Source organism: Emticicia sp. MM (assembly GCF_001649495.1).
In genome coordinates this window covers 16,352-37,959 of record NZ_LXHX01000108.1, presented here as the reverse complement: position 1 = coordinate 37,959, position 21,608 = coordinate 16,352, and the positions used below count along the sequence as shown (strand labels likewise).

General features: G+C 38.7%; 13 protein-coding genes. 8 read left to right on the top strand and 5 right to left on the bottom strand.

Annotation, left to right across the window (positions count from 1 at the left end):
* Nucleotides 1–6: 6 nt before the first annotated feature.
* A complete protein-coding gene (locus tag A6M55_RS13725) occupies nt 7–1,101 on the top strand; it encodes a hypothetical protein (RefSeq protein WP_064198164.1) in 1,095 nt (364 codons plus the stop codon).
* A 94-nt stretch (nt 1,102–1,195) separates the two neighbouring features.
* Here the strand turns inward: A6M55_RS13725 and A6M55_RS13720 are convergent, their stop codons facing one another.
* Nucleotides 1,196–2,959, bottom strand: a complete 1,764-nt coding sequence (locus tag A6M55_RS13720) for a DEAD/DEAH box helicase (RefSeq protein ID WP_064198163.1) — start codon at nt 2,957–2,959, stop codon at nt 1,196–1,198.
* Nucleotides 2,960–3,621: 662 nt separating this feature from the next.
* Between A6M55_RS13720 and A6M55_RS13715 the strand changes: the two genes are divergently transcribed.
* Together A6M55_RS13715 and A6M55_RS13710 are read left to right on the top strand one after the other, a co-directional pair.
* Nucleotides 3,622–4,734: a DUF2911 domain-containing protein gene (locus tag A6M55_RS13715; RefSeq protein WP_064198162.1), complete on the top strand. Its 1,113-nt coding sequence runs from the start codon at nt 3,622–3,624 to the stop codon at nt 4,732–4,734.
* Entirely contained in the window at nt 4,686–5,066 is a 381-nt protein-coding gene (locus tag A6M55_RS13710; protein ID WP_409012488.1) for a GNAT family N-acetyltransferase, read from the top strand. The genes A6M55_RS13715 and A6M55_RS13710 overlap by 49 nt, the downstream gene beginning before the upstream one ends.
* Before the next feature lie 5 nt (nt 5,067–5,071).
* Here A6M55_RS13710 and A6M55_RS13705 read toward each other — a convergent pair whose 3' ends face one another.
* The gene (locus A6M55_RS13705; RefSeq protein WP_229235542.1) at nt 5,072–5,737 is read right to left on the bottom strand and encodes a response regulator transcription factor; all 666 of its coding nucleotides are present in this window, start codon (nt 5,735–5,737) and stop codon (nt 5,072–5,074) included.
* 2 nt (nt 5,738–5,739) lie between these two features.
* Entirely contained in the window at nt 5,740–7,719 is a 1,980-nt protein-coding gene (locus A6M55_RS13700; protein WP_156511068.1) for a sensor histidine kinase, read from the bottom strand.
* Nucleotides 7,720–7,897: 178 nt separating this feature from the next.
* On the opposite strand from A6M55_RS13700, the gene A6M55_RS13695 reads away from it, so the two are divergent.
* Both A6M55_RS13695 and A6M55_RS13690 read left to right on the top strand, forming a co-directional pair.
* Entirely contained in the window at nt 7,898–8,983 is a 1,086-nt protein-coding gene (locus A6M55_RS13695) for a hypothetical protein (RefSeq protein ID WP_064198159.1), read from the top strand.
* An 8-nt stretch (nt 8,984–8,991) separates the two neighbouring features.
* Complete coding sequence (locus tag A6M55_RS13690; protein ID WP_064198158.1) at nt 8,992–10,443, top strand: FG-GAP repeat protein; 1,452 nt, start codon at nt 8,992–8,994, stop codon at nt 10,441–10,443.
* A 63-nt stretch (nt 10,444–10,506) separates the two neighbouring features.
* Here the strand turns inward: A6M55_RS13690 and A6M55_RS13685 are convergent, their stop codons facing one another.
* On the bottom strand, nt 10,507–12,378 hold the full coding sequence (locus tag A6M55_RS13685) for a peptidase M61 (RefSeq protein WP_064198157.1): 1,872 nt from the start codon (nt 12,376–12,378) through the stop codon (nt 10,507–10,509).
* 443 nt (nt 12,379–12,821) lie between these two features.
* Here A6M55_RS13685 and A6M55_RS13680 point away from each other — a divergent pair, with 443 nt between their 5' ends.
* From A6M55_RS13680 to A6M55_RS13670, 3 genes are all read left to right on the top strand, one after another.
* Nucleotides 12,822–16,049 carry a SusC/RagA family TonB-linked outer membrane protein gene (locus A6M55_RS13680; RefSeq protein ID WP_064198156.1) on the top strand — a complete coding sequence of 1,076 codons (3,228 nt, stop codon included), beginning with the start codon at nt 12,822–12,824 and terminating at the stop codon, nt 16,047–16,049.
* Nucleotides 16,050–16,082: 33 nt separating this feature from the next.
* Nucleotides 16,083–17,546 carry a SusD/RagB family nutrient-binding outer membrane lipoprotein gene (locus tag A6M55_RS13675; RefSeq protein ID WP_064198155.1) on the top strand — a complete coding sequence of 488 codons (1,464 nt, stop codon included), beginning with the start codon at nt 16,083–16,085 and terminating at the stop codon, nt 17,544–17,546.
* A gap of 370 nt (nt 17,547–17,916) precedes the next feature.
* The gene (locus tag A6M55_RS13670; protein WP_064198154.1) at nt 17,917–20,898 is read left to right on the top strand and encodes an amidohydrolase family protein; all 2,982 of its coding nucleotides are present in this window, start codon (nt 17,917–17,919) and stop codon (nt 20,896–20,898) included.
* 49 nt (nt 20,899–20,947) lie between these two features.
* Here the strand turns inward: A6M55_RS13670 and A6M55_RS13665 are convergent, their stop codons facing one another.
* Complete coding sequence (locus A6M55_RS13665) at nt 20,948–21,541, bottom strand: gluconate 2-dehydrogenase subunit 3 family protein (RefSeq protein WP_064198153.1); 594 nt, start codon at nt 21,539–21,541, stop codon at nt 20,948–20,950.
* Between the last annotated feature and the right edge of the window lie 67 nt (nt 21,542–21,608).

The following is a 21,608-nucleotide window of genomic DNA, read 5'->3' as shown; positions in this document are numbered from 1 at the left end:
CAATTTATGAAAATTTTACTTTTGATAGCTTGCTTTGGCAGCTATGTTGGCAATGCTTTTGCCGAAATAAAATCAGACACAATCATCATCAACGTCGGTGCGAAGAAGAAAGTAATAATCTACGGAGAAACCAAAGCTGATTTGAAAGAATTAGAAAAAATTGACCTTAATAAAGCCCTCAAAGAAATGAACAAAGGGCTGGAAGAAATGTCCACAAAAACAAAAAAAATGGTCATAAAAGATTATGATGGCAAAACCTATAAATTAGATACACCACAGATTAATCTCACGAAATGGAAATATTTTGTCAAGAAAACCAATATCAACTTGCACGTAGCTTATCTTGATTTGGGCTACTATGATGTAAGTAGGTTTACGGGAGCTAATTCATTCGGATATGAAACTTTTGATGGTGGAAATAATTCTTTAAATTTCGGTATTTCGATACTTCACAGTAATATCAAAAAGTTTAATAACCGTTTGGGTTTTGCTTTAAGAAAAGGACTACAATATAATTTTTATCGGTCGGAAGGTAGTATTCCAGCTTCTGTAAATGTACTTGGAGGAACAAATGAGGCACTCAAAAACTTCAAATGGGCAGATGTCGCAAAAAGAGAACTCGTATATGCCGATTCAAAGAAAAATAGCATTATTCAAACATATACATTGAAAGATGGAACTACTTTGATATCTCAGGCATTACCCCGAATCCATACTTTCGGAGTTTTATCGATCGAACTTCAGCCTACTTTCTATTTCTTAAACAACAAAGGTAAAAATACTTTTTCGTTTAGCCCTGGTGCTTTTGTTGGCTTAAAATTACACCAAATAGAAAGAACAAAATACTTGAATTTGAGTATAGGAGACGAAGTCCAAGGTCGTAGCACTACAAAGTCTTATGAAAACTTCGGACATCTTAATGCTGGAATCCAACTGGATTTTGCATACAAGATATTTCACCTATTTTGGCGACAAAACCTATACTCATCATTTGGAAATTCGACCGCAATGATTGGCGACCCACTTACAAGCGATGTCTATTTAAAAAAAGGCGAAGGTCGCATCAGGTTTACAACCATCGGGCTGAGAATTGGGCGATAGTTCCACAAAAAAAGCGAAGCAAAAGTCTCGAAAAACTTTCACTTCGCTTTTTTTACTGTCATAGACGAACTAAAAGCTCACCCACAATCAACTATTACTTAGCAACTTCCATACTCACTTGACGAGCATTGATAGTTTTGCCTTGCATTCCTTCCAATACACGCTTCACGTCAGCTTGAGGTACTTCTACGAAACTGAATTTGTCGTAAATATCAATTTGTCCAATCGCACGACCAGCAATACGAGTTTCAGATGTAATTGCACCTACGATATGGTTTGGAGCAACGTTATCTTTACGGCCTAAGCTCAAAAATAAGCGTACCATGTCGGCATTGCCAGAGCCACGTCCACCTTCTTGACGTCTTTCTCTTGGTTCAAAACGACGTTCACGTTGTACGCCATCATCACGGCGGCCACCGTCACGGCTTCCACCAAAGCTATTGCTTCCTTCTCTACGTCCATAAGGAGCTCTTGAGTCACGGCTGTTTCCACCGAATCTTGAATCTCTATCACCACCTCTCGACTCACGGAATGAATCAGATAATTGATTATCAGAGAATTCGCTCTTCACTTCACCTACTTGCATTTTAATCAAAGCAGCCATGATTTGTGCATCAGAGTAGCCTTCTTCGTTTAATTGAGCAATGATCCCGTCGAAAGAAGCATCAACACCAGCAGTAAGCGTTTCTTTTACTTGGTCAACAAATCTTTGGTGACGAGTCTGAACTAACTCAGCGTACGTAGGAATTGTTCCTTGTTCGATTTTCGCTTTTGTGTAGTTTTCGATACCACGTAAAGCACCTCTATCACGTGCTGAAATAAACATAAATGCTTTTCCAGTTTTTCCGGCACGGCCAGTACGACCGATACGGTGAACGTAATATTCTAAATCTTGTGGTACATCATAATTAAATACTGCATCAACACCCGATACGTCAATACCACGAGCAGCTACGTCAGTTGCAACCAAGATAGTGGTTGTACCAGCACGGAATTTGCTCATTACTTGTGTACGTACTTGCTGACGCATATCGCCGTGTAAGCCTTCGGCAGCATAGCCACGAATCTGCAAATCACTTACGATTTCGTCAACTTTTGACTTTGTGTTAGCAAATACCAACATCAATTTCAAGTTATGTACATCAATCAAACGAGTCATTACCTCCATTTTCGCCTCACGACGAACTGAGAAATAGAACTGCTCAATGTTTGCGTTTGAAACCTCAGTTTTCAAGGTACGAACGATTTCAGGGTTTTTCTGGAAACGTTTCGCAATCGAAAGGATTTCTGGTGACATTGTTGCCGAGAACAATACTGTTTGACGCTCTTCTGGTGCGAAAGATAAGATTTTTTCGATATCTTCTCTAAAGCCCATGTTAAGCATTTCGTCAGCCTCATCCAAAATCGCCAATTTAATATCACTCAATATTAAGGTCTTGCGGTCGATGTGGTCCATGATACGGCCAGGCGTTCCGACCACAATTTGTGAACCTTTTTTCAAAGCCAAAAACTGACGCTCATACGATTCACCACCATAAATGGCAGCTACATTGAGGCCTCTTTTGTACTTAGCTAATTTCTGGATTTGTTCTTTTACTTGAAGAGCCAACTCACGAGTTGGACACATTACCAATACTTGTGTGCTTTTGCTATCAACATCAACTGCTTCGATTGCAGGGATACCAAATGCCGCTGTTTTACCTGTTCCTGTTTGTGCTTGACCAATAAAGTCGCCACCACGCATCACAACTGGGATACCTTGTGCTTGAATTGGAGTTGTGTACTCAAAACCCATTTCTTCAACTGCACGCAGGATGTACTCTGAGACCGGAAGGTCAGAAAATTTTACTTGTTCCATTAAGGATAAAATGTTTTAGTCGGAACGTCACTGTCGTCCTCACGCAAAACCGTGGATTGCCCCGATAGCCGAAAAAAAATGATAAAGCGAACGATGAGAACCATCTGTTGCTGCCCTGAAAGGAAATTGATTGAAAGAGAAATGCTCTTTGAAACGATTTTATGAACGCAGAGGCTCTATACAGATGTGCCTTTTTTAATACAAGTGCAAAGGTACTATCAATATTTTTATAAAACAAGTGTTTGGATAAAAGTTTGTATTTTTTTTAGACACTCGCAAGGAATGTATCGCCCAAAATCTTTAATGAAATGATAAAAAGGCCATCTAAGGTGTTAATTATAAGGCATTTCTATGAAAAACAACAATAGTCTTGAAACGTTAATATATATAACTATTCCATGATTAAAGAATTTTATTTGGAGGAAAGATATTTATACAAAATTCTGAATTATAGTTTAAAAAGAATTCAATTGAAGATTTGGTGCATATTTACGGTAAACTATTTTCAAATTTCTTCAGACAAGTTATCAAGTTTTAGGAGGTAATTATCAATAGTTTCATAACAAATACTATTTTTACTTTTCATTTTACTTCTCTAAGCATATAAAATTCAGAGAAAATAAAATCTAAAAAGAATTTAACCCTCTAATCCTTTCTCTATTATGAAAAAAATACTCCTTTTGGCTATTCATTTTTTGTGTATTCTTCAAATTGCACAGGCACAATTAGACTTGCCTGCATCGGCCAATAATCCCAGAGCTACCATTTCGGAAGAAGTTGGTATCACATCTATTACAATTAAATATAGCCGTCCCGATGTAAATAAGCGTGAAGGCAAAATTTATGGTGATGGCAATCCCGTAACCTATGGTTTTTCGTCAGGTAATTTTACTACTGGCAAAAATAACTCACCGTGGAGAGCGGGTGCAAATGAGTGTACGACAATTACATTTGAACATGATGTAAAAGTTGAAGGTCAGCCCATCAAAGCTGGTACTTACGGAATCTTCATGGCAATGGGTGCCGAAAACGTAACAGTCATTTTCTCGAAACAAACCGAAGCGTGGGGAAGTTTCAGCTATGACGAAAAAGATGATGTTTTGAGAGTAAACGTGAAACCAGTTGCTTTGGATAAAAGTGTAGAGTTTTTGAAATATGAGTTTATCGATCATAAAGAAAAATCGTGTGTGATAGCCATGCAATGGGAGAAAGTTTCGGTTCCATTCAAGGTTGAGGTAGATGTTGATAACATAGTTTTGGCCAGAATCAGAGAAGAGCTGACAAGCCGCAAAGGTTTCAATCCTATACTTGTGATGTCGGCAGCTCAGTATTGCTTTAGTAAAAATATCAATTTAGATGAAGCGTTAGTTTGGAGCAAAAAAGCGGTTAATGGCACTGGCGGGCAAATAACATTCGTGACTTTACGCAACCTCGCTACGGCTTACGAAAAGCTAAACCGTGTACAAGAGGCAGATTCGGTGATGAATGAAGCTTTGCAAATCGCTACGGCTAATCAATATACAACTTATGGTCGTCAGCTTATTTCTCAAAAACGTATTGACAAAGCAATGGAAGTATTCTTGGCTTCGCAGAAACGATATGGTGATGTGTTGGGAGTAAACAGTGGTTTGATGAGTGGCTATTCGGCCAAAGGAAAATTTATGGATGCCGTGAAATATGCCGAAATGGCCTTGAAACAAACACCGAATGAAGCAGGTAAAAAAGTATTAGAGGCACAAATTGCAAAATTGAAAGAAGGGAAAGATATCAATTAAATCATTTTACCGAAGTCTCTGTTTATCAGAGACTTCAATTTTATAAAACTATGGAAATCACACAAGAGAACAATCAAAAAAATGGTATCTTCAAAGCCATTGAAAATGATACAATTGCAGGCGAAATGACGTATGTTTGGGCGGGCGAAAATAAGTTTATCATTGACCACACCGAAGTATTTCCTGAATTTGAAGGCAAAGGAGTAGGCAAAAAACTTGTTATGGCAGCGGTTGACTATGCTCGTGCTAATGATTTTAAAATTCTACCGCTTTGTCCGTTTGCTAAGGCTCTCTTTGAGCGAACAAAAGAGATTCAGGATGTGCGATTTTGAAACACTCAAACCAGCCCCACCTCAGTAGCCTTTTTGATAAGTTGGGCTGAATTAGCAACCTCAAATTTAAAAAGTAAATTTTTGCGGTGGGTATCAATGGTATATGGACTCAAAAATAATTTCTCAGCAATCTGATTATTAGTCATACCTTGAGCAATAAGCGATAAAATCTCTTTTTCTCGTCGTGTAAGTGCAGGAGCAGAATCTGGTGAAATAAGTGTTTCAACAGTATTGATTTCGCTACTAAAATAAAACCTGCCGTTGATAACCTCTTTGATTGCAAAGATGATTTCATCGGCATTTGCACTTTTCACAACGTAGCCCGACGCTCCGTTTTGCATCATTTGTGATACATAGCTGCGTTGTTTGAAAGTACTGATTCCTATTACTTGTACGTGCGGAAATTCTTTTTTTACCTTTGCACAAAACTCTATTCCGCTAACATCAGGCAAGTTGATATCAGTCAATACTAAATTTACTTCTAAATGCTTTTTCAATAAAAAAAGTGCATCAAAAGCATTTACGGCAGTGGCAATTATTTCAATATTAGCACTTTGAGCTAATATTGACTTTAGCCCTTCTAAAACCATAAAATGGTCATCGAGAATTAATATTTTGGCGATTTTGGTCATACCCCTTACCCCTAAAGGGGTGTTTCTTGTGTGTGTCATTTTTAATTCGGAATCTCAACAGTTATTGATGTGCCATTTTCAGGGCTTGTATCAATATGAAGCGTTCCTTTTAGATAATCTACTCTTGATTTTACGTTTTGTAGCCCAGCACCATTTATTTTTGTTGTGTCGAAGCCTTTTCCATCATCTTCAACAGTCAGGGTGATTCCTTGCTCATGGTGGCTGATTTGTATAAAAATTGTCTTGGCTTGGGCGTGTTTGATGGCGTTATTAGTCAATTCTTGAAAGATTCGGTAAAGCACTTTTTGCACCGTAGAATCTATATTTTTTCCATCACCTATGGCCGTAAATTGCATTTTCAGGGTGCCATTCTGATTGATATTGTCGCAATAATCTTGGATGGCTTCGTGCAATCCAAACTTTAGTAGTGCTTCGGGCATCATGTTGTGTGCAACACGCCGCATTTCGGCAATGGCACTGTCGAGTTGAGTTAGGGCTTTTTCAAAAATATGTACTTCGCCTGCTTGAATGATAAAGTTTTGGTGCATAGCCGAAAGGTTTAGTTTGATTCCACTGAGCATACTTCCGAGTCCGTCGTGGAGGTCTTTTGCCATTCGGCTACGTTCCTCTTCTTGGCCTTTCAGAATGCTATTCATGCTGATGAGTTGTTTTTCTTGTTCGAGTTCTCGGATTTTCTGTTGCTGAATCTCAAAGTTTTGTTGTGCCAGTAACTTCTCTTTTTTGTAATTTTTGAAATATAAAAAAGCCAACAATGAAACTGCTAAAATACTAATTATCAACCCAATGAGCAGATAATTACGTTGCTTGATTTGTAATTCTCTAAGCTGGTTTTCTTGTTCGAGGCTATTGATTTTTTCTTGTTTTTGGGCTGAACGAAAAAGTGCTTCATTGAGCTGAATACGGTTTTGATTTTGCTTTTTCAGAAACGCCTCGTTATAATCTGCCCATTTTTTACGGTATTCATTTGCTGATTTATAATCACCTGTTTGCTCATATAAACTTGCCAAATCTTCTAAAACCAACCTTACTTTTGGCATAAAACTTTTATCTTTTGCCAGTTTCAAAGCCAACTGATAGTATCTATATGACGAATCGGGCTGATTGAGTTTCTGAAAAACTTCGCCAATGGCAATGTATTCATCTACTTCATAGTAAGGGTCATTCCAGATATGAGCAATGGATAGGGCCGTTTGATGGTGACGGAGCGATTCGGCATATTTTTTTTGATGAAATTCCAAATCGCCTTTGGCATTATGGAAATATACTTTTTCTAAATCAAAGTTAGCTTTTAGAAGTAGTTTTTCTGTTTCAGAAAGTAACTTTTTTGCTTCCTCAAATCTGTTGAGCTTCGCACAAATTGCAGCTAATCGTGAGCGATTGATGGTGGCTATCCAGCCAATATTAATTCTTCTCGAAATTTCATCACATTCGTTCAAATATTGATAAGCTTGTTTCCATTGTTGAGTATCAATAAATATGAAAGCCAAATTGAATAAATTGGTAGCAACACCTGATTCATTTTTTAGCTCTTTCTGAATTTTTATTGATTCTTCCAAACTTTTCTGAGCCAAATCATATTCACTCATGTTCACATAAGTTGCTCCTAAATCACCCAAAATGAAGGCTTTCTGTCGTTGTCTTTCTTTATAATTTGAGAAAGAATTGAGCAACGATAATTGTTTCTCTAATTCAATAACCGAAGCTACATTTTGCCCAGATTCAAAATAAGCGTAACCCCAAATTCGATGATAATGTAACTGTTTCCAGCGAGTAGTTTTATATTCTTTGCTTGTTTCTAAACGCCTAAATTCAGCAATTCCTTTGGCAGTATCTTTTTTATAAATTTCGTTGGCGAGCCATAGTTTATGTAGCCATCTGAGGCTATCATTTTTAGATAACCGAACGCTATCTTGAAGTACTTTTATGCGGTCTTCTTGGGCAATTGCTGGGCAATTCAGCAAAAAAACGAACAAAAAAAGACTTATTATAAACTTATACATAGCAAGCTTTGGGTGTTGTGGAATAAAACTAAACCAATAAAGGGTTAAATCCAAAGCCACATAAAAAAATACCAGTTTTCGGGGATATTGAAAATACAAATTTCGGGGGATTGTGTGAGTTTTAGCTTAAAAGTAAATTTGTATGAATATCTATTGAGTGTGCCAAATCTACATTTTAATGAAAAAACAAATTTTATTTTATCTCTTGTTTACAGTTTCAAAAACTGCTTATTGCCAAGGTAGTATCACGCTTTCACCGACCAATACTTCTATTGATGCCCGAACCAACCAACCATTGGTTTTTTCGACAAATGGTACAGAACAAATGAGAATCTCATCTACAGGAAATGTTGGAATCGGGCAAACAAATCCTACTGCTAAATTAGATATTTTGCATAACAATGGAATTGGGGTTTTAAGTAAATCTACTTCTGGTTTTTCGACAATTGATATTGATGCTTTCAATGGTGATGCCGCTCTGAGATTCAAAAGTAATGGTGCCACAAATTGGAATGTCAGAAATTCTCCTACAAATAATAATCTCCAATTTGTAGCTGCCAATATTCTACCTGCAAAATTAGAGATAGAGTCAAGCACAGGAAACATAGGGATTGGAACCTCATTTCCAAAAGCAAGGCTACATGTTTCTAATGGCTCATCGGGCATAAGCGGAACGCCCGCCAATGAACTTATCTTAGAAAATAATAGCAATAATTATATTCAGATGATGAATCCTCAAGCCAATGAAGCAGGTTTACTTTTTGGATTGCCTTCGAGTTTGAATAGTGGCGGAATCATTTATAATAGTGGAGAGCGAAAAGCACTGGATTTTAGGACAAGAAATAATTCCACAAGAATGACTATTGATAGCACGGGGAATGTGGGTGTAGGCACAACCAGTCCAACAGCTAAATTAGATATTAACGGCGATGTGGTCATCAAAAAGAAAAAGGTTTTGCCACTAACCACACAAACAGTCAATAATTTAGACAGAAATGGGGCTTCTATTATTTGCACTGGTGTTGCTATGGCATCTCAAACTATCACGATTACGGGTATTGCGGGTGGTGTAGATGGCATGATGATTTGGATTTATCCGACTAATTTTTTTACAATTCGCTTAGAAAACGAAGACCTCAACTCAACAGATATTAACCGAATAAAAACGACTTCTGGCTCAGTCAATATTTTATCAATTCGTGGTGGCTCTACCCTAATTTATGATGGTTCAGAACAACGTTGGCACGTGATAGATGCAAACTAAATTTTACTATGAAAAAGACACTTATTTTATTCCTTTTATTTAATATTCAAGAGGTAGTTTTCTCGCAAAGCATCACGATTAGCCCTGGAACTGATGAAAACCCTGCTATGATAAGCACAAGTAATGACTATCAGCGTGGATATAAAATCCCGACGATGACTTCGGTGGAAAGGTTAAATATAGCAACTCCTGTTGATGGACTTATGGTTTTTGACCAAGACCGCAAAAATTTATGTACTTATTATACTTCTACTTGGTATTGTGCATCAAATGATGTGATTACCGACCGAAAACCACAAACGGTGTTTGCATCTGATAGTACCGCCGACGATGGTTTTGGTAGAGCCGTAAGCCTTGATACACCAAATAATCGGGCAGCTGTTGGGGCTTTAAATGCCGAAAACGGCAGCAACACCAATCAAGGTGCGGTGTATCTTTATTCATACAACACTTCATCAAAAACATGGTCGCAGACGCAGAAATTAGTAGCTGCCGACGGACAAGCCAATGATAATTTTGGTAAAAGCGTTATCTTGAAAGGTGATTATTTGATTGTAGGGGCTACGGGTTGTAACTCAAACACAGGTGCGGTTTATGTGTTTAAAAGGGCTGCGGGTGTTTGGACTCAAGAAGCCAAAATAATACCGTCGGATGCCTCCACAGGCGATTTGTTTGGAAGTTCGATTGATTTTTTTATAAATCCAACAATAACGTCAATTCCAATGATAGTTACATCGTCGCCAGGCGATGACCTTGTATCTCCAAGTGTATCTGGTATTGGCTCTTTTTACATCTATACTTATAATTCTACTACGTTTTGGACACTTTCTCAGAAAATAATCGAGAGCAGTGGGCAAGCCAACGAAGGCTCAAGCATGGTTGTTAGATTTAAAGATGCTACCACCATTCTTTCAGGTAAGAGAAATTTTAATATTCCACCAAATATTAGAAATGGAAAAATACAGATGTATAGAAATACAAGTTCGAGTTTTGCATTAGTACAAACAATAAATGGCGGAGATTTAGCTTATTTAGGTCAAAATATCGAAATTAGTGGAAATTTAGTGCTTGTTGGTGGGCAAAATAATACTCCAGGGTTATATCTTTATAACACCACAACTGACCTGTTGAGTACTTCGGTTAATCCAATTGTAACTGCACGCTATGACATTTATTTTGGAGTTTCCGTGGCAATTGATGACGACAAAGTTTTAGTGCTTGATACCTCTGAAAAATTTGGTGAATTTTTTAAGGTAACAACTTTTGGAATATACAATACCGATGTATCTTTTCAAACAATTGGATTACCCAATTTTCGTACCCATCTGTATGGAAATGCCCGTATTTCCACTATAAACAATGGTTTATATTTGATTGGAGAAGCCGACGACCTTTGTTTTTCAAGCTCATGCAAAAGAGCGGGCAGGGTGATTTTTGGAGAATACAACCATAATTTTTAATAAAAAGGTCCATCTCCGAACTTTCAGAGATGGACCTTTTCTATTGATTATGATGTTCAAAAATCAAGGTTTCAACCAAGCATTTCTCAGCTTCAATTGCTCGGCAGTTGGATTTTCAGCCAATTTCAATACATTTTTCTGTTTTGCTTCAACCAAAATTGCTGGAGCAGAAAGTTTTATGATTTCTTCTTTGCCTTCGGCGTTTTTGCGGGCAACCTCAACGGTTACGGTATCGCCCTCTTTAGTTTTAGTACCAAATTCAGTCATGATAGATTGAATCTTCATCATTTCCATAGCTTCGCCATTGACCGAAACCAATTCATCATTGGCTTTATAGCCCATTTGTTTGCCAAAATCATTTACTTTATCAATACTCGAAACTTTCAAACGATTCGTAGCTTGATTAAAGCCAATCGAGATTCCCCCCAAACTTGCTTGTTTTACCGTTGCCTCTGGCAAATAATCTATGCCTACGCTTTGTAAGATTTCAGCCAACGGAAGTGGGTCTTTTCCTTCTACATAAGTAGCAAAAAACTGACGAATTTCTGGGTAAGTCAAAGCCGTAATTTTATCAAATAATTCATCGTCTTTGAAAGACTGCTCTTTTCCGTAAGTCTTCGATAAATCTTGCATAAGGTTTTGAGTACCATATTTTCCACCCGAAAGCTGGCGTAGTTTAATATCTAAGCACACACCAATCAACGCACCTTTGTTATAAACATTCATGTATTGGTTTTTGTATTTATCCAACACATTGGCACTCATTTCGGTAAATGGCAGATTATCTTTCATTCCTTTCATGGTGGTGATTTTCTGACGCAACATATCCAAATACTTTGGTGTATCAATCAAACCATATTTTGCTTGCATGTGTCCAGCCGCATATTCGGTCAAACCTTCATACATCCACAAGTGTTTCGACATCTTCGGGTCGTTATAATCAAAATTGCCGATTTCTTCGGAATGAATATTGAGCGGCGTTACGATATGGAAAAACTCATGCGATGCCACATCCTTCACTGTTTGAGCTAAATCGGCCGAAGTGGCTTCTGGTAAATAATAAAACGAAGAATACGAATGCTCTAAAGCTCCATAACTCGTCAGATTTGGATTATCAGATAAGACTATCAAAAACGCATATTTTTTTATTGGCAATTTGCCACCCAGATATTCTTTTTGAGCCTCTAATAAAGTATTGATATTAGCTGCGATTTCTTTAGAAGTAGCTTTTTTATTTGGAGAAAAAACCGAAACCAAAATATCCGCACCACCGATTTTCAAAACTGTTGTATCGGGTTGTGTGTAAAGAATTGGAGCATCAACCAGATTCATGTAGTTTTCCATTTCAAAAACATCAGTCGTAGCATTACTGCTCTTTGCAACCATCGAAGTTGCACCATAAAAACCTACTGGTTTTGTGAAAGTTACTTGATAAGGTACTTTGGTCATACCATCAAAATAGCCAAAGAAACAATGCGTATTGATTGAATATTCTTTATTAGCTACAATATCCGAACCTGTCGGCTCAAAAATTTTAGTGCCTTTTATTTCGGGAGAATCCCACGTATCATCAATTTTATAGCTGATTTTATGGAGTTTTTGTGCGTCTTTAATTGTGTAACTATTTACATCTAACTTATTAGTAGTAAGCTGATTACCTTTCGAGTCAAAGGCTTTAAAATCAGATAAATAACGGCCATAATCATCGGTCGAGTAAGTACCTGGAACCGTCTTTGGCAAACGGAAAGTGATTTCGTCGGCATTAATTTTTGGATTAATCAACGTTACTTCCAATTTGTCATTATCAACTTTTGTTAAATCAACCGAGTATTGATACGACGAACCATTAGTAGATTGTGAGGAGCTAATAACTGCCTTTTTGGCACAACTTGCCATAAACAAGCCAAAAGTCAGAACTATCAGAGCTTTTTGCATAGGTTATATATTTTAGATTTTCTGAAAATTTTACAAAATTAACCAAATTCTTTTCTGAAAATCATAGAATTTCATGAGCAGGCCAAATAGAGGATAAAGGGTCGAAAACCACTGTAAACCGCCATTTAAGTATTTTCTCATGGGCATTTCACCATTTTCACACAAAAAAATACCCATTCGTAAATTAAAACTTTTACTAATCAGTAAAAATACTCACAAGTTTTTGCTATTAAATTTTCATTAAAAAATTTCGCTCAAAACCACAAAACAGTACTTTCTTTGGAATCATCTATCTTTCACTAACACTTTGTTTGTTAATAATATAATTTTACAAATAATTAGTTTGAATTATTAAATAATTTTAAAATATTATTTGCATTCCCGTGGCTTCAGTATTAGATTTTGTTAGTTGATTTTTCAATTAAACAAACTAAATAAGCCCTATGAAGTCATTTTTACTCATTTTTCTGTTAGGTTGCTCGGTGCTGACTACCTACGGACAAACCCGAAAAATTACGGGAAAAGTCACCGATGCTGACAATAATTCTGCTCTACCTGGCGTAAACATTTTGCTAAAAGGCACAAAAGTTGGTGTGAACACAGATACTGATGGTAATTTCTCGATGAATGTTCCTACTACGGGCGGAACATTGGTGGTTTCGTTTATTGGTATGACTACGCAAGAAATTGCGATTGGAAATCAAAGTACAATAGAAGTAAAACTTAAAAGCGAAACTCAGCTTTTGATGGAGGTTTCGGTAACAGCTCTTGGTTTTGAACAAAACAAAGATGTACAGGGAGCAACTTCATCAAAAGTATCGGGCGTGGCTTTAGCTCGAACTGGCGAAACTGGTATCATCAACGGCTTGGCGGGCAGAGCATCGGGCTTGCAAGTTTCTCGTTCTTCGGGTGACCCTGGAGCTGGTTCGTATATTCAGATACGTGGACAAAGCACCATCACGGGTGATAATCAACCGCTCATTATCATTGATGGCGTTCCGATGAGCAATAGTAGCATCGGAGAAAACGCAGGTGGTGTACGTCAGCAATCTCGCCTCAATGACCTAAACCCAAATGATATTGCCGATGTACAAGTGCTTAAAGGTGCGGCCGCGGCTTCATTGTGGGGGTCGAGAGCAGCCAATGGGGTAATGGTTATTACGACAAAAAAAGGTCGTAACGGCTCAAAACCTGACATTTCGTTTAGTTCATCGGTCTCATTTGATAAAGTAAATGTTCTTCACCCACTTCAAACTAAATACGGACAAGGTATCAACGGCGTTTTTAGTCCAACTTCTTCTACATCATGGGGCGATAAGATAGAAACCCGCTCAGGTGCTGCCGACGAATTTAATACAACTGGACAATTCTTTCAGGCCGAAGATGGCACAAAATATTACCCAATCATCAAAAAAAATTCTAAAGAAATCTTCAACGATGCAAGAGTTGACCAAGTTTTCAGAACGGGCTTTTTTGCCGATAACAATTTGAGTATCAGCGGTGGAAATGAACAAAGCACCTATTACATGAGTCTCGGAGATTTGAACCAAAAAGGTATTATTCGTGGGCAAAGTGATTATCACAGAAGTACATTTAGACTAAATGCTGACCGCAAGTTTGGCAATATGCTTTCGGTTTCGACCAAAACTTCTTACATAAAATCAACCTCAAATCGTATTCAAACAGGCTCGAATGTCAATGGTCTATATTTGGGTATGGTGCGAACACCACCCGATTTTGACGACAGCGATTACAAAGGTTTTTATTATTCATCGCCAACGGCTGCACCAATTCCACGTCAGCGTTCGTATCGTCGTTATTTGGGTAACGATAATCCTATTTACGATTCGCCGCTTTGGGTTATCAACGAATTGGAAAATCCGACAATAGTTAATCGTTTCATTACAGCTTCCGAAATCAACTTCAAACCAACCAAGTGGATTGAATTAAAGGCACGAGGCGGGGTAGATTCTTATACTGATGAACGAAAATCTTATTTCCCCGTTGGTTCGGCAGGCGGTGCTTACACGGGTAGTTATCAAGAAGAAGAACTCAAAGAAACGGAACTGAATTTCGATTTAATTGCTCGTGTGGTAAAAGATATTACGCCAAAAATTGCAGGAACATATATTGTTGGCTGGAACGTAAACAACCGTGATTATCTGAATTTAGGGTATTCGATGGTAAATTTCTTGATACCAAATGGCCCGAAAGATGCCAGCAATGCAACGGCAGTAAACCGTACACCTTTCGATACCGAGCAGCGTATCCGAACAGCTCGTCTTTATGCTACAACGAACTTTGGTTTCTACGACCAAATGTTTCTTAATTTAGGTATTGCTGCTGAATCTGGCTCACCTTTTGGTGAAAAAACTGACCGAACCTTCTACTATCCTTCGGCTGATTTAGCTTGGCAATTCACCAAATTAGAGGCATTGAAAGGCTTAAAATGGTTAAGTTTTGGTAAACTCCGTGGAGGTTACGGCATTGTGGGTGTGCAACCACAACCTTACCGCACCTCAACTGATTTTGTTACGGCCGAATTTACGGGCGGTTGGGGCGGTACTGCCAGTGGTGTAGCCTACGGAAACGGTGCGTTCGTACAATCTTCTCAACAAGGAGATGCTCTTTTACGCCCTGAACGCAAGACCGAATGGGAAATTGGTACAGATTTACGTTTTCTCTCAAACAAACTTTCAGTAAATTATACTTACTACCAAAATACCATCAAAGATTTATTGCTTGAAGTGGCCGCTTCGCCATCGACAGGTTTTACGAGCCGTTATACCAATGCAGGTACGATGTCGAACAAAGGTTGGGAATCAGAAATTACAGCCGATGTTTTCCAAAATAATGACTTAAATATTCAATTGATTGGAAATATTAGTCAGAACAAAAACCGTGTAGAAGACTTAGCAGGAACTGACCAAATCGTGTTGGGTGGTTTTAGCACACTCACGAGCTCGGTGGCCAAAGTAGGTTATTCATTATCAGCACTTTATGGTGGAACTTACCTCCGCAAAACCGATGGCAGTTTAGACCTTAACGCCAATGGTTTTCCGCAATTAGCTCCTACTTATGGCGTAATCGGCGACCCAAATCCGAAATATCGTGCGGGTTTTGGCACAAATATCAATTATAAAAACTTCTCGCTCAATGTTTTGTTTGAAACCTTCCAAGGCTCGCAGTTTGCTCCTAATACGCAATCGGTCATGTATAATTTTGGCACACATGCCGATGTAGGAAATGAAGTAACGATTCCAGCGGGTGGCTTGAAAAATTACGATGGAAAGATTATTGAAGGCGGACAAACCGTGCGTGGAAATATCAGAGATTTCGGTGCTGGACCAGTATTGCTCGACCAAGCGTGGTACACTACTCTGGGGCAAGGTTTCAGTGCTTTGCAAGAACAATTTATTGTGGATGGAAGCTGGACTCGTCTGCGTGAAGCTACCCTTTCTTATAATTGGAAAAGCAGTTGGTTGAAAGAAAAATTAAAGTTAGGAAACATAAGTTTATCGGCAACAGGCCGTAATTTATTCTTGTGGACAAAAGTGGTGGGTATCGACCCTGAAACTTCACTTAACGGAACAGGAAACGGTCGTGGGCAAGATTACTTCAATAATCCAGGTTCTAAATCGGTGGTTTTCTCAGTAAGAATCAATTATTGATAGACGATTTTTAAACTTTTAATTCGACAAAAAATGAAAAAATATATTTCTTTACTGGCACTTTCTTTTACCTTGACATTCACAGGATGTGAATCGTTGGTAAGCGACCTCAACGACGATTTGAATAACCCAACCGATGCCCCTGCCGAACTAATGTTTACCGGTGTTGAACTGGCAGCCGCATCAGTACACGAAGGTTATAACTCCTTACTATCAAGTATTTGGTCGGGATATTATATTGGCTACGACCGCCAATGGGCTGATTTTCAGGTATATAACGTGGCTGGTTCATACTTTGATGGTATGTGGAGCAGTAGTTATTACGGCATTCATCGCAATGCTCGTATTATCTTAGAGAAAATCGAACCACAAGGTTTAAAAGTAATGGCTGGCATGACAAAAGTATTGATGGCTCACAATATCGGTACAATGACTGCCCTCTACGGCGATATTCCATACACGCAAGCGGCACAGTTAGAGACCTATCCAAATGCCAAATATGACTCACAAGCTGAAATCTATGCCAGTATGCAAAAACTATTGGATGAGGCAATTATTGACCTCGAAACTGGCGTTGGTATTCCGAGAGCAGGAACTGATATTTTGTTGGGCGGCGACCCTAAAAAATGGATTGAAGTGGCCTACACATTGAAAGCACGTTTTTATACCGATACTAAAGAATATGCCTTAGCAGCTACCGCAGCCGCAAAAGGCGTAAGTAGAGCAGCAAATTCAATGTATTTTCCGCATGGAACTATCTTGAATCAAAACCAGAATTTTATTTATAACTTCTTGGCAGTAAGCCGTATTGGTGATGCAGCCGCCGTTACTAAAACTGGTGAGGCTTCTCAATTACTAAAACTCATTGACCCTACGCTTACGAGTTCGTACCGTGGAAATGCTAAAACCGATGAAACCGCTCGTTTTAATTTTTATTATCTTCGTCAAGGTGTCAATGTGGCCAATCGTGTTGAGCCGAATACAATCAAGCGTGCTACCCAAGTTGGTTTTATGAGTGTTGATGCCTCATTTCCATTGGTTACTTTCCAAGAAAACAAACTCACACAAGCAGAAATGGCCATACGTGCAGGCAATTTCGCTGATGGACTAAAGTTTTTGAACGAATACCGTGCCTTTATGAATTCGGGTGGTGGATACATCAATCCGACAACGGCAACTAACTTCACTTTCAAATACCTACCTTACGAGGATGCGGATTTTGTAAGTGGTGGCATGGAAAACAAAGATAATATCACTAAAAATGATGCTTTATTACGAGAAATCTTAGAAGAAAGATACGTAACTTTCTACTGCCAAACCATTGGCTGGAATGATGAACGCCGAAATAGAAATAGTGCTGTTGGTGTAAAAATAACACCAAGTACAGGCACACGTTTACCGTGGAGATTTATTTATTCTCAAAACGAAATCAACGGAAATCCGCTTGCACCAAAGCCAGTTCCTGGTGTTTTTGATGCCATGTCGATTTATAAATAATTGCATTTGATAACAATGACGTTTAGGAAATTACCTAAGCGTCATTGCTTTTCAATAGAATAAAAAACGATATTGAGTTACCTTGAAGTAATGTGTTAGGTTGAACGCATTAAATCTTCAAGAGGAGCATCGCTCCCAAATATTTGTAGCATAAATGGTAAAACTGATTATTTGAGGTGCATCGCACCGAGATATTGCGGCGACTGATGCTTTCGGTGCGATGCACCTTATAATTGAAATGATTTTACTTTTTCTACAAATATTACGCCGTTCTACGGCTTTAATTTTTAATACGTTTAACTTGATAATCTATATTTATTACAACACCTGATTCTTAATTATCACCATCTTACCTAAACCCTACCTAAAAATGAAACTCATCCCCCTCTTTATGCTGTTTTTTGCAGTCAATAGTTTGGCCCAAAAGTTAAACTCTAAGCAGATTGTTTTGAAAGAAGGCACAAACATGGCCATTGGTCTTTCGCCCGATGGAAAAAGTATCGCACTGGATTTGCAAGGCACGATTTACAAAATCTCATCGAGCGGTGGCAATGCTTTAGCTCTCACCGATGGCATGGGCGACGACCGCCAACCCCATTGGACACCTGACGGCAAAAGAGTTATATTTCAGTCATACAGAGGGGGAACGTTTCATATTTGGAGCGTAAACAGCGAAGGAAAAGACCTAAAACAGCACACAACTGGGCCATTCGACCACCGAGAGCCTTTTGCATCGCCCGATGGCAAAAGCATTCTTTGTTCGTCAGACCGAAACGGTAATTATGATATTTGGAAACAAAATCTCGCCACTGGCGAAATGACCGCCCTCACCACCAACAAAGACCATGATTACGCCCCAGCTTATTCGCCCGATAATAAAACCTTAGCTTTTGCCTCGACCCGAAGCGAAGGTGCGGGAATTTATCTTATCTATGAAAATGGAAGCGAAAAACTATTGGCAGCAACTGGCAAAGGAGTTCCGAATGCTCCTGCTTGGAGTAGCGATGGCTTTTGGGTAAGCTATCAAATTGCCAACGGAAGCCAAACTGCTTTGATGAAAGTAGAAGTAGCAACGGGCAAAATCGTTCAAATGAGTAAACAAGGTGATGATGTCTTTCCTTTCCGAGCTTCTTGGGTTTCCAACAACAAAATTTTCTATACTTCTGATGGTAAAATAAAAGCCGCTGATACTAAAAATGAGCAAATCTCAGAAATTCCTTTTCAAGTAAAACTGACTGTCAGCACGCCAGTTTATCAACGAAAAACTTATGATTTTGATGGAAAAAGTAGTAAAAATGTCAAAGGAATTCGTTGCCCAGTGGTTTCGCCCGATGGAAAACAAGTAGTTTTTGTGGCTTTGGGCGATATGTGGCTACTGACAATCGGTAATCCGAAACCTGTGAAACTTACCGATGATATTTATTACGAAACCGACCCTACGTGGTCGCCTGATGGCACAAAAATTCTTTTTTCGGCCGATAAATCGGGGAATATGGATTTATATACTTTAGAACTTTCAACCAAAAACGTTACGCAACTAACCAAAACCGACGAAGACGAAAATCAAGGTTCATGGGTGGCTGATGGCACAAAAATCGCATTTTTGAAACAAGGTTTACGCAATACGCTGGGCGTTGGAACAATGCTCAATATCATGGATTTGAAAACAGGTCTTGTTAAAAAAGTGCATAAACCCATGTTTTTGCCTGGTCAACCAACTTGGTCTCCCAACGGGAAATATCTTATGATGGCCGCCTTAGATGCCTATTCTTCAAAATTCCGTGAAGGCGTGAGTAAATTTTTATTGATCAATGCCGAAAGTGGCGAATCCGTTTCGACAACTACGCCATTTCCACACCAAACAATGGCAATGAGATACCGAAACGGCCCGATTTGGTCACCCGATGGTACTAAACTGGCTTATGTAAAAGATGCTCTTTTGTGGGTGATTGATGTAAACACCGATGGACAATTTGTGGGACAACCTCGTGCTTTAACTACCGAATTGGCCGAAGCCCCAACTTGGACAGGCGATTCAAAATCAATCGTTTATTTGGCTACTGATAAACTTCGTCAAGTAAATATTGCCGATGCTTCCAAAAAAGATATTCCTTTAGATTTGACTTGGACGATTACAAAATCGCAAGAAAAAACGGTGATTCATGCAGGAAAGCTTTTTGATGGCAAAAATGAAAAATTGTTGACTAACGTTGATATAATCATTGAAAATAATCGAATAATTGCTATTCAAACTCACAAAGAATCATATCCTGCAAATTTCAAAAAAATTGATGCTTCAAATCTTACCGTTATGCCAGGTTTATTCGAGACTCATGCTCACCTCGACTCTCAATTTGGCGAAAAAACAGGCAGAATTTGGCTATCTTATGGCATTACGAGTGTACGAGAGCCAGGTTCTGACCCCTACGATGCAGTCGAACAACGAGAATCGTGGCACAGCGGAAAGCGTCCTGGCCCATTTCATTTTCTGACAGGAGCATTGACCGATGGTGGAAGAATTTATTACAACATGGCAACCGCTATTGGCTCGGAAGAGCAATTAAAATTAGAGTTAAATCGAGCAAAAACGTTAGAGTATGACCTCATAAAAACTTACGTAAGAATGCCCGACGAATGGCAGAAGAAAATTACGGAATACGCCCACCAAAACGGAATGTCAGTGTCATCGCACGAGATTTTTCCAGCGGCACGTTATGGTGTGGATGCGGTCGAACACATTGCCGCTACGAGCCGTCGAGGATATTCACCGAAAATTACAACCGCTGGCAAAAGCTACGATGACATGATACAGATTATCAGTCAATCAAAAATGGTTATTACGCCAACTTTGGCTCTTTCAGGTGGATTTTGGACATTGATTACGAAGGATACATCACTTTTTGATACACCACAATTCAAACAAATATATCCTGCTTACTATCGCACGGCCATGCTCGAAACAGCCAAACAAATGAGAAGTCAGCCACTTCCGATGTTGGCAACATACAGTAATACTGGCAAAACACTAAAGAAATTGTCGGAAAATGGGGCAAATATCACCAGCGGAACAGACTCGCCCATTATGCCTTATGGAACAAGTTTACATGTAGAAATTTGGAACTACGTAGAAAGTGGACTGAGTAATTTTAAAGCCCTACAAACCAGTACAATCAATGCTGCAAAAGCACTCAATGTAGATAAAGACCTCGGAAGTTTGGAAGTAGGCAAAATAGCCAATATCAGTATCGTAGAAGGAAATCCTTTAGAAAACATTCGAGACACGCAACGAGTAAAATACGTTTTGGTCAATGGAAAAATCTATACGATTGAAGAACTTTTGAAGAAGCCTTGAAATAAAAACCTCCTAAATTGAGTGATTTAATTTAGGAGGTTTTCATTCTTTACTCATTCCAAGAATTCTGCCCATTAAGCGGCATACAGGCAATGTATTCCCCAGGAACTGGGTCATAGACTAATACGTTTTTACCAATACTTTCGGAGGTATAAAACCCAAAAAGCGTTAGACTTTTCACGGTCTTGTAAAACGTTGGTTTAGGAGCATCGGGTTCGAGATTGATTCCCCATAAACTCATGCCTGAGCGAGGGTTATCTTTTTCGAGTTCAAGCAAATATGCTTCTCGCATAGCTGGTTCGAGTTCTACGAAGTTTTTGCCGTATTTATCTTTACAAGCCTCATCAAATGCTTCGAGGTCTTTCGTAAACTTTTCTTTACCAGCAGTATCCATTGTATCATTGACCATTTTATCTATAAACTGCGGTACACCCAACTCTTTTGCTCCAGGAGTTTTGGTTTTAGGCAAAATCGTTTCGGCAATTTCGGCAATCGTGGCTGCCTGATTGGGTGAAAGGAAAACAGGTTTCCAACTTAATTTGGCATCTTTCGCACAAGCAATGAAGATTTCGGAGAAAGCAACTCCCGAAACTCCCAAACCCAGTGCCAATGCAGTATTTTTTATGTATTCTCTACGATTCATGATGAGTTTTCTTTGATTAGATGAAACAGAAATTGAGAAATTTCACATTCTTAATTCTAAATTCTTA

What these genes read in the sequence shown, in the direction of transcription:
- A6M55_RS13725 (WP_064198164.1), top strand. Translation starts at nt 7, where the DNA reads ATGAAAATTTTACTTTTGATAGCTTGCTTTGGCAGCTATGTTGGCAAT.
- A6M55_RS13680 (WP_064198156.1), top strand. Translation starts at nt 12,822, where the DNA reads ATGAAGTCATTTTTACTCATTTTTCTGTTAGGTTGCTCGGTGCTGACT.
- A6M55_RS13715 (WP_064198162.1), top strand. Translation starts at nt 3,622, where the DNA reads ATGAAAAAAATACTCCTTTTGGCTATTCATTTTTTGTGTATTCTTCAA.
- A6M55_RS13720 (WP_064198163.1), bottom strand. Translation starts at nt 2,959, where the DNA reads ATGGAACAAGTAAAATTTTCTGACCTTCCGGTCTCAGAGTACATCCTG.
- A6M55_RS13665 (WP_064198153.1), bottom strand. Translation starts at nt 21,541, where the DNA reads ATGAATCGTAGAGAATACATAAAAAATACTGCATTGGCACTGGGTTTG.
- A6M55_RS13705 (WP_229235542.1), bottom strand. Translation starts at nt 5,737, where the DNA reads ATGACACACACAAGAAACACCCCTTTAGGGGTAAGGGGTATGACCAAA.
- A6M55_RS13675 (WP_064198155.1), top strand. Translation starts at nt 16,083, where the DNA reads ATGAAAAAATATATTTCTTTACTGGCACTTTCTTTTACCTTGACATTC.
- A6M55_RS13700 (WP_156511068.1), bottom strand. Translation starts at nt 7,719, where the DNA reads ATGTATAAGTTTATAATAAGTCTTTTTTTGTTCGTTTTTTTGCTGAAT.
- A6M55_RS13695 (WP_064198159.1), top strand. Translation starts at nt 7,898, where the DNA reads ATGAAAAAACAAATTTTATTTTATCTCTTGTTTACAGTTTCAAAAACT.
- A6M55_RS13670 (WP_064198154.1), top strand. Translation starts at nt 17,917, where the DNA reads ATGAAACTCATCCCCCTCTTTATGCTGTTTTTTGCAGTCAATAGTTTG.
- A6M55_RS13685 (WP_064198157.1), bottom strand. Translation starts at nt 12,378, where the DNA reads ATGCAAAAAGCTCTGATAGTTCTGACTTTTGGCTTGTTTATGGCAAGT.
- A6M55_RS13690 (WP_064198158.1), top strand. Translation starts at nt 8,992, where the DNA reads ATGAAAAAGACACTTATTTTATTCCTTTTATTTAATATTCAAGAGGTA.